The organism is Seohaeicola nanhaiensis, assembly GCF_042654245.1.
Lineage (GTDB): Bacteria > Pseudomonadota > Alphaproteobacteria > Rhodobacterales > Rhodobacteraceae > Seohaeicola_A > Seohaeicola_A nanhaiensis.
Genome location: NZ_JBHSGI010000016.1, coordinates 91,743 through 104,065, shown reverse-complemented (window position 1 = coordinate 104,065; position 12,323 = coordinate 91,743). Strand labels below are relative to the sequence as shown.

12 protein-coding genes are annotated in these 12,323 nt (G+C 69.7%); 7 read left to right on the top strand and 5 right to left on the bottom strand.

What is annotated here, in order from left to right:
- Positions 1-58: 58 nt before the first annotated feature.
- From ACFO5X_RS13895 to ACFO5X_RS13875, 5 genes are all read left to right on the top strand, one after another.
- Entirely contained in the window at positions 59-412 is a 354-nt protein-coding gene (locus ACFO5X_RS13895) for a cupin domain-containing protein (RefSeq protein WP_380718083.1), read from the top strand.
- Between the two features lie 33 nt (positions 413-445).
- Positions 446-1,258, top strand: coding sequence for a GNAT family N-acetyltransferase (locus tag ACFO5X_RS13890; RefSeq protein WP_380718082.1), 813 nt, complete (start codon positions 446-448; stop codon positions 1,256-1,258).
- A 39-nt stretch (positions 1,259-1,297) separates the two neighbouring features.
- Positions 1,298-2,446, top strand: a complete 1,149-nt coding sequence (locus ACFO5X_RS13885; RefSeq protein ID WP_380718081.1) for a DSD1 family PLP-dependent enzyme — start codon at positions 1,298-1,300, stop codon at positions 2,444-2,446.
- An 11-nt stretch (positions 2,447-2,457) separates the two neighbouring features.
- Positions 2,458-3,375: an ornithine cyclodeaminase family protein gene (locus ACFO5X_RS13880; protein ID WP_380718079.1), complete on the top strand. Its 918-nt coding sequence runs from the start codon at positions 2,458-2,460 to the stop codon at positions 3,373-3,375.
- Positions 3,376-3,512: 137 nt separating this feature from the next.
- Entirely contained in the window at positions 3,513-4,970 is a 1,458-nt protein-coding gene (locus ACFO5X_RS13875; protein WP_380718078.1) for an aldehyde dehydrogenase family protein, read from the top strand.
- Between the two features lie 390 nt (positions 4,971-5,360).
- On the opposite strand, the gene ACFO5X_RS13870 is transcribed toward ACFO5X_RS13875, so the two are convergent.
- The 4 genes from ACFO5X_RS13870 to bcoG form a co-directional block, all read right to left on the bottom strand.
- Positions 5,361-6,113 (bottom strand): SDR family oxidoreductase, encoded by a 753-nt coding sequence (locus tag ACFO5X_RS13870; RefSeq protein WP_380718077.1) that lies wholly within the window; start codon positions 6,111-6,113, stop codon positions 5,361-5,363.
- Complete coding sequence (locus ACFO5X_RS13865; RefSeq protein WP_380718076.1) at positions 6,110-7,576, bottom strand: carnitine 3-dehydrogenase; 1,467 nt, start codon at positions 7,574-7,576, stop codon at positions 6,110-6,112. Before ACFO5X_RS13865 ends, ACFO5X_RS13870 begins: the two co-directional genes overlap by 4 nt.
- Entirely contained in the window at positions 7,573-8,034 is a 462-nt protein-coding gene (locus tag ACFO5X_RS13860) for a lipocalin family protein (protein ID WP_380718075.1), read from the bottom strand. The genes ACFO5X_RS13865 and ACFO5X_RS13860 overlap by 4 nt, the downstream gene beginning before the upstream one ends.
- A 134-nt stretch (positions 8,035-8,168) precedes the next feature.
- A complete protein-coding gene (bcoG, locus tag ACFO5X_RS13855) occupies positions 8,169-9,077 on the bottom strand; it encodes a 3-dehydrocarnitine:acetyl-CoA trimethylamine transferase BcoG (RefSeq protein WP_380718074.1) in 909 nt (302 codons plus the stop codon).
- Positions 9,078-9,153: 76 nt separating this feature from the next.
- Here bcoG and ACFO5X_RS13850 point away from each other — a divergent pair, with 76 nt between their 5' ends.
- Complete coding sequence (locus tag ACFO5X_RS13850) at positions 9,154-10,134, top strand: GlxA family transcriptional regulator (RefSeq protein WP_380718073.1); 981 nt, start codon at positions 9,154-9,156, stop codon at positions 10,132-10,134.
- A 77-nt stretch (positions 10,135-10,211) separates the two neighbouring features.
- On the opposite strand, the gene ACFO5X_RS13845 is transcribed toward ACFO5X_RS13850, so the two are convergent.
- Positions 10,212-11,252, bottom strand: coding sequence for an aldo/keto reductase (locus tag ACFO5X_RS13845; protein ID WP_380718072.1), 1,041 nt, complete (start codon positions 11,250-11,252; stop codon positions 10,212-10,214).
- A gap of 422 nt (positions 11,253-11,674) precedes the next feature.
- Here ACFO5X_RS13845 and ACFO5X_RS13840 point away from each other — a divergent pair, with 422 nt between their 5' ends.
- Positions 11,675-12,307: an ImuA family protein gene (locus ACFO5X_RS13840; protein ID WP_380718071.1), complete on the top strand. Its 633-nt coding sequence runs from the start codon at positions 11,675-11,677 to the stop codon at positions 12,305-12,307.
- Positions 12,308-12,323: the final 16 nt, after the last annotated feature.

Below are 12,323 nucleotides of genomic sequence, written 5' to 3'. Positions count from 1 at the left end.
CCCCGGGGGCGGTCGCGGGGCCTAGGATAGGACCAGCTTTCAGACCACAGGACGCTGCATGAGCCAGATCGTTTCCCTCAGCACCGCGCCCGCGGCCGAGCCGCTCGACGTCGTGGTCGCCCCCGACCGCATTCTCGACGGCGCCCCGACCTTCCGGCGCTGGGAACTCGACAGCGCCAGGGACGGCCAGGTGCGCACCGGCATCTTCTCGGGCAGCGAGGGCAGCAACGCCTCCATCAAGGGCGAGACCTTCGAATTCTGCCACCTGCTGGAAGGCGAGGTCGAGATCACCGAGACCGGCGGCGAAACCCACACCTACCGCGCCGGCGACAGCTTCCTGCTCAAGCCCGGCTTCACCGGTGTCTGGAAGACCCTCAAGCCCTATCGGAAGATCTACGTCGCCGTCGCGTGACGTCCCGGCCGGAAGAATACAGCGAAAGATCCAATGACCGACTCCCTCACGATCACCGCCTTCGAACCCCGGCACATCCCCGGCGCGCTGCGCCTCTCGCAAGAGGCGTCCTGGCCTCATACGGCGGACGACTGGGCCTTCGCCCTGAACGTCTCCCGCGGCGTCGCCGCGCTCGAGGGCGATCGCGTCGTGGGCACGGCACTCTGTTCCGAATTCGGCGATTTCGTCACGATCAATATGATCATCGTGGACGCGCGCCTGCGCGGCCGCGGTCTGGGCCGGCGCCTGATGAACGAGGTGCTCGCAATCGGCGGCACCCGCGGCATGACCCTCTGCGCCACCGAGGACGGGCGCCCGCTGTATGAAAAGCTGGGCTTCGTCGCCTATGGAGAGATCACCCAGTTCCAGGGCATCGCCACAGACGTCCCGCAAGGAGCCGCCCCCGCGCTGACGCTGCAGGACAAGGCCGACCTCGGCCATGTGATCGCGCTCGACCGCAAGGCCTATGGCGCCGACCGCAGCCGCATGCTGATCCGTCTGGCCGAGACCGGGCGCCTCTACGCCGGCGACGCCGGTTACGTCGCCATCCGCGACTTCGGGCGGGGTCAGGTCATCGGCCCGGTCGTGGCACAGGACGCCGACACCGCCTGGGCGATGATCGCCGCGGTCGCCGAGGCCGGGCGCTTCCTGCGCGTCGACACCACGCCGGCGACCGGTCTGGCAGACAGGCTCACCTCCATCGGGCTGGTGCATGTGGGCGGCGGCACTGCTATGTACAAGGCGCCCGCGCGGCAGGCCGAACACCCCTGGGCCATCTTTGCCCTCGCCAATCAGGCCATCGGCTAGGCCGGGCCCGCGAACCCGAAAGACCCGAAAGGCCATCCCATGACCGATCTCACGGCACGGCTCGACCAGCTGCCCACCCCCTGTCTGGTGCTGGACGAGGCGCGGATGAGGCGCAATGTCCGGCGGCTGGCCGCGCAGGCACAGGCGCTTGGCGTCACCCTGCGCCCGCATCTGAAAACCGCGAAATCGGTCGAGGTCGCCCGCCGCGTCCTGACCGGTGGCACCGGCCCCGCCACCGTCTCGACCCTGGCCGAGGCCGAGACCTTCGCCGCGGCAGGTGTCCACGACATCCTCTACGCCGTGGGCATCGCCCCGCAGAAGCTGCCCCGCGTGCTGGCGCTGCGCGATCGGGGCTGCGATCTGGTGATCCTCGTCGACAGCCTGACCCAGGCCCGCGCCGTGGCCGACGCCGCCCGCGCGGCGGGCAAGCCGATTCCGGCGCTGATCGAGATCGACAGCGACGGCCACCGCGGCGGACTCAGCGCCCGCGATCCCGACCTGATCGAAATCGGCCGGACGCTGCACGACAGCGGCGCCGGCTTGCGCGGCGTCATGACCCATGCGGGCGAAAGCTATGGCGTCAGCGGCCGCGCCGCCCATGCCGAATTCGCGCGCAGGGAACGCGACGCCACCGTCGCCGCGGCCGAGGCGCTGCGCGCCGCCGGCCTGCCCTGCCCCGTGGTCAACGTCGGCTCGACCCCCACCGCCCACGCCGCCGAGGACCTGAGCGGCGTCACCGAACTGCGCGCGGGCGTCTACATGTTCTTCGACCTGTTCATGGCCGGCATCGGCGTCTGCGACATCGACGACCTCGCGCTCTCGGTCCTTGCCACGGTGATCGGCCACCAGCCCGACCGGGGCTGGATCCTGATCGACGCCGGCTGGATGGCCATGTCGCGCGACCGTGGCACGGCGACCCAGGCGGTGGACCAGGGCTATGGCCTCGTCTGCGATGTCCGTGGCAGGGTCTACCCCGACCTCATCGTGAAGGCCGCCAATCAGGAACACGGCATCATCGCCCTGCGCCCTGGCTCTTCGGCCACGCTGCCCGATCTGCCCGTGGGCGCCAGGCTGCGGATCCTGCCCAACCACGCCTGCGCCACCGGGGCGCAGCACGCCAGCTACCATGTGATCCCGGACGGCCCGGACGGAGAACTGCTCGAATGGCCCCGCTTCGGCGGCTGGTGACGGAGGCCCCCATGATCTTCATCGACGAAGCCCGCTCCGCCGAACTCGGCTCGCACGAAATGGCCTATCCCGCCATCCGCGACGCCCTGATCGCCGCGATCCAGCCCGATGCGGCCAGCTATCCCGTGGTCATCGGCCACGCCAGCGATCCGCGCAACCGCTTCACCCTCAAATCCGCCAGCACCGCCGACATGGCCGGGGTCAAGGTCGGCTCCTACTTCCTGACCAACGACGCGGTCGGGCTGCCCCGGCACGGCTCGATGATCCTGCTGTTCGACCAGACCATCGGGCGGATCGGCGCCATCGTGGAATCCGGCCGGCTGAACGCCTATCGCACCGCCGCCGCCGATGCCGTTGCCGCCGACGCGCTGGCCCGCAGCGACTCCAGGGTTCTGACCGTCTTCGGCACCGGCAACCAGGCCGCCTTCGAGGTCGAGGCCCTGGCCCGCATCCGACCGCTCGAACGCATCCTCGTGGTCGGCCGCACGCCCGAAAAGGCCGCGGACCTCGTGGCCCGCCTGACCGCGCAGGGCTTGCCCGCCACGGCGGCCGCCGATGCCGAAAGCGCCTGCCGCAGCGCCGATATCGTCGTCACCGCCACCAGCGCCCAGGCGCCGCTGTTCCAGGCCGAATGGATCCGCCCCGGCACCCACCTGGCCAGCATGGGCTCGGACGGGCGCGGCAAGCAGGAACTGCCAACCGGTCTCTACGACCGGGCGCGGCTGTTCTGCGACCTCCCCGACCAATCGCGCGAGGTGGGCGAATTCCAGCACGCCCCCGCCGGCACACCCCTGACCGCCATCGGCGCGGTGCTCTCGGGCGCCGCCCCGGGACGCAGGGACGACAGCGACATCACGGTCTTCGACAGTTCCGGCATCTCGCTTCAGGATCTCTTCATCGCCGCCGCCGTGATCCGCGCCAACGGCTGAGCCGACACAGGCTTTCCTGCCATTCCCGGCCCCGGATTCGTTCGGATCTGCTGCCCCGCGACGGACTTCCGCAGATTTGCCTGCGCCGGGCGATGTAGCCTGCCGGCCAGCCGCACTTCCGACCGAAAGGCCACGACATGACCGCCGCTTCCGACACCGTGACCGCCGCCAGTCTGCTCGACCGCTTCTACATCGGCGGCGCCTGGACCAAAGCCGCCTCGGCCGAGCGGTTCGGCGTCGTCGATCCGTCCACCGAAGAGGTCATCGCCGAGGTGGCGCTTGGCACGGTGGAAGACACCGACCGCGCCGTCGCCGCCGCGCGCGAGGCCTTCGCCGGCTGGTCCGCGACCCCGCCCGAGGAACGCGCCCGCCTCATCGACCGCCTGCGCGAACTCGTGCTCCAGGACACCGACCGCATCGCCCGGGCGATCTCGGCCGAGATGGGCGCGGCGATCTCCTGGGCCCTCGCCGCGCAGGTGCCTCTGGCCGCCGAACATCTTCGCGTCGCCGCCGAGGTGGCGCGCGCCTATCCCTTCACAACCCGGCGCGGCACCACCGCCGTGCTGCGCGAACCCATCGGCGTCTGCGGGCTGATCACCCCCTGGAACTGGCCTCTCTACCAGATCACCGCCAAGGTCGGCTCGGCGCTGGCGGCCGGCTGCACCTTGGTCCTGAAACCCAGCGAGCTCTCCCCGCTCAGCGCCGCGCTCTTCGCCGAACTGGTGGATCGCGCGGGCGTCCCGGCGGGCGTCTTCAACATGGTCCACGGCACCGGCCCCGTGGTGGGCGCCCGTCTGGCCAGCCACCCCGAGGTCGACATGGTCTCGATCACCGGCTCGACCCGCGCCGGGGTCGAGGTGGCCCGCGCCGCCGCCGCCACCGTCAAGCGCGTGGCGCAGGAACTGGGCGGCAAGTCGCCCAACGTGATCCTGCCCGATGCCGACCTGGCCCGCGCCGTCCCCCCCGGCGTCAATGCGGCCATGCGCAACGTCGGCCAGTCCTGCAGCGCGCCCACCCGGATGATCGTCCCTCGCGACCGGCTGGAAGAGGTCGAGACACTGGCCCGCGCGACAGTCGAGGCGATGGTGGTCGGCGACCCCTCCGATCCCGCAACCACGCATGGCCCCTCCGCCAACCGCGCGCAGTACGAACGCGTGCAGAGGATGATCCAGGCCGGCATCGACCAGGGCGCGCGCCTGATCGCCGGCGGCACCGGACGGCCCGCCGGGCTGAACCGCGGCTTCTTCTCCAAACCCACCGTCTTCTCCGATGTCACCGCCTCCATGCGCATCGCCCGGGAAGAGATCTTCGGCCCGGTCCTGGCGATCCTGCCCTACGACGATGTGGAAGAGGCCGTGGCCATCGCCAATGACTCGATCTACGGGCTGGGCGCCCATGTGCAGGGCACCGACCCCATCCAGCTGCGCAAGACCGCCGCGCGGATCCGGGCGGGCCAGGTGCATCTGAACTACCCGGCCTGGGATCCCCATGCGCCCTTCGGCGGCTACAAGCAATCCGGCAACGGGCGCGAATACGGCCGCGAGGGGCTCGAGGAATACCTCGAGACCAAGGCGATCCTCGGCTACTTCGACTGACCCGCCCCGTCCTTGATGACCTCCCAGCAGTCCAGCCTTTCAGCCACATAGGCGCAAAGGGGATGCGCCTTCCATTGGCTCAGAAAGGCCGCTTTCACCTCCGCGCTTGCCTCGGCCAGCTCCGACAGGCGCGTGGGTCCGCCCCGAGACCTGCGAGAACGACCATCTCGGCACCGTAATAGGCGCCGCCCCCGGGCAGTCGGACCGGATCGGGCCGACGGCGGTAAGCGACAAGAAGGGCGTTGTAGGACATCGGACTGTCGCTTTGCCCCAGTCGGCCAGCCCCCGGACGCGGTAAGCCGCATAGTGCCCAGCGCCGAGGCCGGCGATGAAGTCCTCCAGCATGGTTTCGCTCACCCTTCAAAGCGGAAACCGCAGCCCTCCGCCCCCTCACGGATCCGGGTTCACCGTGAACCCGTCCACCGCGATCACCTGCCCCGACACCAGCCGCGCCGCGTCGGAGGCGAGAAAGACCGCCATCGCGGCGATGTCCTTCGCCTCGACAAACCGCCCCATCGCAGTGCCGCTGGCGTAGCCGGCATAGACCTCGTCCCGTGTCATCCCCTTGGCCGCCGCCTCGCGGACCAGCACGCCCTCCATGCGCGGGCCTTCCACCGAACCCGGGCAGATCGCATTGGCGCGCACGCCGAAGGGCCCCAGTTCCATCGCCAGCGTCTTCATCAGCCCGATCACCGCCCATTTCGCCGCCGCATAGGGCGCGCGGTTGGGATAGCCGTAGAGCCCCGCCGTGGAAGAGGTGACGATCAGGCTCCCCGCCATCTGCGCCTTCATCACCGGCGCCGCATGTTTCGCGCAAAGGAACGCGCCGTCGAGGTTCACCCCCAGGCAGCGGTGCCAGTCCTCCAGCCGGATATCCTCCACCAGGGCGGTGGGCCCCGCGATCCCGGCATTCAGGCAAACGGTATCGACCCCGCCGAACCCGGCGACCACCTCGCCGAACAGGGCCGCCACCGACCCCTCGTCGCTGACATCGCAGACCGTCCGGCCCCAGTCCGCCGGGCAGTCGTCCAGCGCCGTCGCATCCACATCCGCCACCCAGACCCGCGCGCCCGCGGCGCCGAAGGCCTCGGCCATCGCCCGCCCGATGCCCGACGCCCCGGCGGTGATCAGCACCCGGCTCATGGCCGCCGGATCGCCGCGCCCGCACCCTCGGGATAGGGCAGCGCGCCATGCGCCGCCCGCATCAGCGCCAGCCCCTCCAGAACCTGTGGCCCCGGCTCGCAGGACCGCCGCGTCGTCAGGTCGACATGCAGCAGGAAACTCTCCCCCGTCGCCAGCAGCCGCGCGCCCTCATACATCGAATGGAACAGGTGCAGCTTCTTGCCTGCCCCCTGCAACATCTGCGTGCGCACCTCGATCCGCGCCCCGGCGTGCACCTCGTCGATGTGGCGGATATGCGTCTCGGCGGTGAAATAGCTGCCCCCCGCCGCGATATAGGCGGCATCGCAGCCGATCAGCTCCATGAAGCGGTCGGTCGACTGCGCGAAGGCGTCCAGATACCGGCTCTCGGTCATGTGGCCGTTGTAATCGGTCCAGTCGAGCGGCACCGCACGGGCACAGGTCAGCACCGGCCTGGGCTCGGTCAGATCGGCGGCGGTGGCCACCAGTTCGGTCCCCGCCTTCAGCCGCGCGTCATGCCCCTTCAGGATCGCCCCCGCGCCCCAGTCCTGCGCCTTGAGCGCCCGCATCATGGCGACCAGGTTGTTGTCGCGGATGCGCTCCAACTCGCGGATGCTGTAGGCCCCCGACTGTTCGTCCGACTGGCCGGCGATCAGATCGACCAGCTCGTCAGTGAACTCGGGCACATCGGTCAGCTTGGTCCAGGGCCATTGCAGGCAGGGCCCGAACTGCGCCATGAAATGCTTCATGCCCGCCTCGCCGCCCGCCACGCGATAGGTCTCGAACAGCCCCATCTGCGCCCAGCGGATGCCAAAGCCGTACCGGATCGCGTTGTCGATCTCCTCGGTCGTCGCGATCCCGTCCTTCACCAGCCACAGCGCCTCGCGCCAGACGGCCTCAAGGAAGCGGTCGGCGATATGCGCGTCGATCTCGGCGCGGACATGCAGGGGATAGCAACCGATGGAGCGCAGCACCTCCGCCGCCTTTTCCACGAACCCCGCCTCATTCGCGGGCGAAGGCACCAGCTCGATCAGCGGCAAGAGGTACACCGGGTTGAACGGATGCGTCACCACGATCTGCCCCGGAGCGTTCGACCCCTCCTGCAACTGCGAGGGCTTGAACCCCGAGGTCGAGGATCCGATCACCGCCCCCGCATCGCAGACCGCCTGAATCTGCGCGAGGATCTTGTGCTTCAGCCCCAGGTTCTCCGGTACGCTCTCCTGAATCCACGCCGCGCCCTGCACCGCCTCCGCCATATCCGCGTGAAAGGTCATCTGGCCCTCGGGCGGCAGCGGCGCATCCGAAAGCCCCGGCAGAGAGCGCCGGGCGTTCGCCAGCACCTCGCCGATCTTGCGCTCGGCCTCCGGGTCTGGGTCGAACACCCGCACGTCCCAGCCGTTCAGCAGGAACCGCGCGGCCCAGCCGCCGCCGATCACACCGCCACCGATGATAGATGCCACCGTCATTGAACGTTCTCCAACAGTCCCTGCACCGTTTGCAGGCGGCTCACGTCATAGCCCGCCCACTCCATGATCTCTTTCGCCGCCACCAGCCGGTCCGCGGAAATGCCTTGCGGCCCCTTGCGGTCCATGATCCAGCCAAAGCTGCCGTCCGGTGTGCCGATGGCCGCCGTGCGGAAATCGTCATCGACCCAGAGCACCCACCACGTTTGGCCGTCCACTGCGATGCGCCCCGGCGCGACCTGCCGCACGGCCAGCGTCTCCTGATACTGGGCGCATTCGAAACCGGTGCAGGACACGCGCGCCCGCGTCACGCTCCAGCCGCTGCCGGGCGGGCCAAAGACAAAGGCCTCGCCCAGCCGCGCGCGTTCGTCCCCCGCCTCACCCATCCGCGCCACCACATGCCAGACCCCGGCAAACCGCGCCGCGTCGAACCGCAGCGTGGCCCCCATCGGAGTCTTCACGTCACGGTATCCCTGCGGACCCGGCGCACAGGCCGCCAGCGCAAGGACCATCAGGAATGCCGCAATGCGGCGGTGCACGGGCCGTGCACGGGTTGTGCACGCGGAACACCCCCCGTTTTGCTGCACAGCGGCGCTCACCGCGCAGCCCGCTTGACCAGCCCCAGCTTCTTGCGCACCTCTTCCGGCCCGATCACCCGCGCGCCCATCGCCTCGATGATGACCTTCGCCCGCTCCACCAGATCCTCGTTCTTCGCCAGCACGCCCTTGTCCAGCCACAGGTTGTCCTCCAGACCCACCCGCACGTTGCCCCCGGCCAGCACCGCGGCGGCGACATAGGCCATCTGGTTGCGCCCCAGCGAGAAGGCGGAAAACGTCCAGTCCGGCGGCACGTTGTTCACCATCGCCATGAAGGTATTCAAGTCGTCCGGCGCGCCCCAGGGCACCCCCATGCACAGCTGCACCAGCGCCGGTCCCTTCAGCACGCCATCGCTAACCAGTTGTTTCGCATACCACAAATGGCCCGTATCAAAGGCCTCGATCTCGGGCATCACGCCAAGGTCGGTCATCATGCCCCCCATCGCCGTCAGCATCCCCGGCGTGTTGGTCATCACGTAATCGGCCTCGGCGAAATTCATCGTGCCGCAATCCAGCGTGCAGATTTCGGGCAGGCATTCGGCCACATGCGCCACCCGCTCCTCGGCGCTCGCCATGTCGGTCGCGTTCGACACCGGCATCGGCTGCGAGGGCGGTCCGAAATAGATATCGCCGCCCATCCCGGCGGTCAGGTTCAGCACGACATCCACCTCCGCATCGCGGATGCGGTCCGTAACCTCTCGATAATATTCAAGTTTCCGGCTGCCGACCCCGGTTTCCGGATCCCGCACATGGCAATGCACGACCGCCGCCCCGGCCTTGGCGGCTGCGATCGCGCTGTTTGCAATCTGTTCGGGCGACCGCGGTACATGCGGGCTGCGGTCCTGCGTGCCCCCTGATCCGGTCACCGCGCAGGTGATAAAAACCTCTCGATTCATGGTCAACGGCATGGGCATCTCCTTCTGTTCGCGGCGCAGGATGGCGAGGCTTGGGGCGCCACACTTTGCATGATACGAATCATACTTGATGAAATCCGCGAATAACATCCACGTTCCGGCCAACAGCCTGCTCCGCGTCGCGGTGCTCGTGCTGGACGAGACCAACATGCTCTCGCTTGCCGCCGCCATCGACCCGATGCGCGCCGCCAACCGCCTCGCCCCGCGCCGCATGTTCGACTGGACCTATGCCACCGCCACCGGTCACCCCGCCCGGCTCACCGGCGGACTCTCGGTGCCGGGCGATCCGATCGCGCGGCTCGGGGCTTGCGACCTGCTGCTGGTGGTCGCCGGCTTCAACCTCGCCGCCCAGACCACGCCCGCCCTGCAGGCCAGCCTGCGCCGCATCGCAGCATCCGGCGCCACCCTCGGCGGCATCGACGGCGGCCCCTGGATCCTGGCCAGCGCCGGGCTGCTCGACGGCTACTGCGCCACAACCCACTGGGAAGACTTCGAAAGTTTCGCCGTCCGCTTCCCCGGCGTGACGGTCCTGCGCGACCGCTTCCACGTCGACGGCCCGCGCATGACCTGCGGCGGCGCCACCCCCGCCATCGACATGATGCTGCACCTGATCGCAGCGCGCGGCGGCGCCGCGCTCGCCACCCGCGTCGCCGGCGTCTTCATCTACGACGCCGCCCCCGACCCGGCCCGCGCCCAGCGCCGCGACGTCGCCCGCCCCGGCCATTCCGCCCTGACCGCCCGGGCCAGCGCGCTGATGGAGGACACGCTCGACAGCCCGCTGCCCATCGCCGAAATCGCCCGCCGCCTCGGCACCAGCCCCCGCGCGCTGCAGGCGCAGTTCCGCCAGCGGCTGAACACCACGCCCCAGGCCCATGCCCTTGCGCTGCGCCTCGCCGAGGCGCTGCGCCTCGTCACCGACACCACGGCCAGCCTGACTGATATCGCGCTCGCCACCGGCTTTGCCTCGCAGTCGAGCTTCGCCCGCGCCTTCCGCGCCGCCCATGGCCGCCCGGCCCGGGACTTCCGCAAACCCCAGGCTTCTTCGCTTTGAAGATACTCAAAAAACCAGACCGTCCACAAACGAAACGCTGGAAGGTCCGCAGGGCGGGACTTGCCCCGCCGCCCGGCTCAATAGGGCATCGGATGCGCCTTGTGCGCCGCGTCGATCTCGGCCAGCACCTCCTCCGACAACTCGACATCGACCGCCCGCAGCGCCACCTCCAGCTGGTCCATCGTCGTCGCGCCGAAGATGGCCGAGCACATGAACGGCCGCGTCCGGCACCAGGCCAGCGCCATATGCACCGGGTGCAGGCCATGCCGCGCGGCGATGTCGAGATAGGCCGCCACGGCATCGAACACCCGCGGCGTCACCCGCCCGCCCATCTCGGGCACCAGCGACCGGCGCGAGCCGTCGGGGATTGCCCCGTCCTGATACTTGCCCGTCAGCAGCCCCGCCCCCAGCGGCGAAAAGGCGATCAGCCCGACATCCTCCATCACGCTCAGTTCACCCATGTCGGTGTCATAGAGCCGGCAGAGCATCGAATATTCGTTCTGCATCGTCGCCACCCGCGGCCAGCCCCGCGCCTCGGCCACCCGCAGGAATTGCGCCGTGCCCCAGGCGCTTTCGTTGCTCAGCCCGAAATGGCGGATATTACCCTTGTCGACCTGCGCCTGCAGCGCCTCCAGGCTCTCCTCGACATGGTCCAGAACGGCCTGCGCCTCGCCCTTCGGCCGATAGTTCCAGTTCTTGCGGAAACTGTAGGTGCCCCGGTTCGACCAGTGGAACTGGTAGAGGTCGATATAGTCGGTCTGCAGCCGCCGCAGCGAGGCCTCGACCGCCCGCGGGATCGAGTCCTTCGAGATCGGTTCGCCACCCCGCGCCAGGCTGCCCTCCCCGGCGATCTTGGTGGCAAGCACATAGTCGCCCCGCCGCGCCCGGTTGGCCGCGTTCCAGGTCCCGATGATCTCTTCCGTCCGCCCCACCGTCTCGGCCTTGACCGGGTTCACCGGATACATCTCGGCGGTGTCGATAAAGTTGATGCCGGCGGCCAGCGCGCGGTCGATCTGGGCATGGCCTTCGGGCTCGGAGGTCTGGTTGCCGAAGGTCATGGTGCCAAGGCAAAGCTCGGAGACCATCAGGCCGGTGCGGCCCAGCGGGTTCATTCTCATTCTGCGGTCCTTTTCCTGTTTGCGCCGGTCTCTAACATGCCCTGTCCGGGGCCGCCCCCGCTTTTTCGCCCGGGCGTCCGTCCCCTTCCCCGCCCCGGCCGCCACTGCCCGCTTTTCAGGCTGGATCCGCCGCCCGCCCGGCCGCCCCGCCCTTCGGCGACCGCCCGCCGGTGTTTCAGGGCCGCTCCGCCGTTCTCGCCCCGCTTTTCACGCCTGTTCCCGGCCCCTGCCCCGGCTCTTTCGCCCTGCCCACACCCACCACTGCCCTTATTTTTCCCGAAAACCCGGCCCCCTTTCATGACCTGTACACCGACTCGCCCCAGGATCGAGGGTGGTAGGGAGGGGCGTCTTTTGCGGGCAATCGTTAACAAACCGTGCGCACGGCCCCTTGAGAACGAAAAGGGAACATATATCCTCTCCCCATGCCGACTCACCCCCTCCCCCATGCCGCCAGCGGCCCCCGGATCGACCTTGGCGGCGGCGCGGCGCTGGCGCTTGGCCGGGTGCACGAGGCCTGCGGCGCGGCGCGGCGGACGCTGGCGATGTGGCTCGCCGGGCAGATGCACGGCCCCGTGCTCTGGATCGCGCCGGCCTGGATGCCCGACCGGCTGAACCCCGACGGCATCTTCCCCTTTGCCGATCCCGCGCGGTTCCTGCTGGTCACGCCCGAGCGCGCGCCGGATCTGCTCTGGTGCCTGGAAGAGGCGCTGCGCTCGGGCGCGGCGCCGCTGGTGGTGGCCGACCTGCCCGGCCCGCCGGGGCTGACCCCGGTGCGCCGGCTGCACCTGGCGGCGGAACAGGGCGGCCAGCGCGGCGACACCCCGCCGCTCGGCCTGCTGCTGACCCCGGACGACGGCGGCGCGCCGGGGATCGAGACGCGCTGGCACATGGACCCGGCGCACAGCGGCACGCTGCGGCGCTGGCGGCTGGAGCGGCGCCGCGCCCGGATGCAACCGCCGCGCGCCTGGGCCGCCACCCAGCATCGCCCGCGCAGCGGTCTCGCGCTCGATTCCGCTGTCGACAAGGCGGCCGAGGTCGGCCAACCTGCGACCTGAGCACCGGGGGGAGAAC

Excerpts from the sequence above, each read along its gene's own strand:
- ACFO5X_RS13865 (WP_380718076.1), bottom strand. The coding sequence starts at position 7,576 with ATGACGGTGGCATCTATCATCGGTGGCGGTGTGATCGGCGGCGGCTGG.
- ACFO5X_RS13890 (WP_380718082.1), top strand. The coding sequence starts at position 446 with ATGACCGACTCCCTCACGATCACCGCCTTCGAACCCCGGCACATCCCC.
- ACFO5X_RS13870 (WP_380718077.1), bottom strand. The coding sequence starts at position 6,113 with ATGAGCCGGGTGCTGATCACCGCCGGGGCGTCGGGCATCGGGCGGGCG.
- ACFO5X_RS13880 (WP_380718079.1), top strand. The coding sequence starts at position 2,458 with ATGATCTTCATCGACGAAGCCCGCTCCGCCGAACTCGGCTCGCACGAA.
- ACFO5X_RS13885 (WP_380718081.1), top strand. The coding sequence starts at position 1,298 with ATGACCGATCTCACGGCACGGCTCGACCAGCTGCCCACCCCCTGTCTG.
- bcoG (WP_380718074.1), bottom strand. The coding sequence starts at position 9,077 with ATGCCGTTGACCATGAATCGAGAGGTTTTTATCACCTGCGCGGTGACC.
- ACFO5X_RS13895 (WP_380718083.1), top strand. The coding sequence starts at position 59 with ATGAGCCAGATCGTTTCCCTCAGCACCGCGCCCGCGGCCGAGCCGCTC.
- ACFO5X_RS13875 (WP_380718078.1), top strand. The coding sequence starts at position 3,513 with ATGACCGCCGCTTCCGACACCGTGACCGCCGCCAGTCTGCTCGACCGC.
- ACFO5X_RS13845 (WP_380718072.1), bottom strand. The coding sequence starts at position 11,252 with ATGAGAATGAACCCGCTGGGCCGCACCGGCCTGATGGTCTCCGAGCTT.
- ACFO5X_RS13840 (WP_380718071.1), top strand. The coding sequence starts at position 11,675 with ATGCCGACTCACCCCCTCCCCCATGCCGCCAGCGGCCCCCGGATCGAC.
- ACFO5X_RS13850 (WP_380718073.1), top strand. The coding sequence starts at position 9,154 with ATGAAATCCGCGAATAACATCCACGTTCCGGCCAACAGCCTGCTCCGC.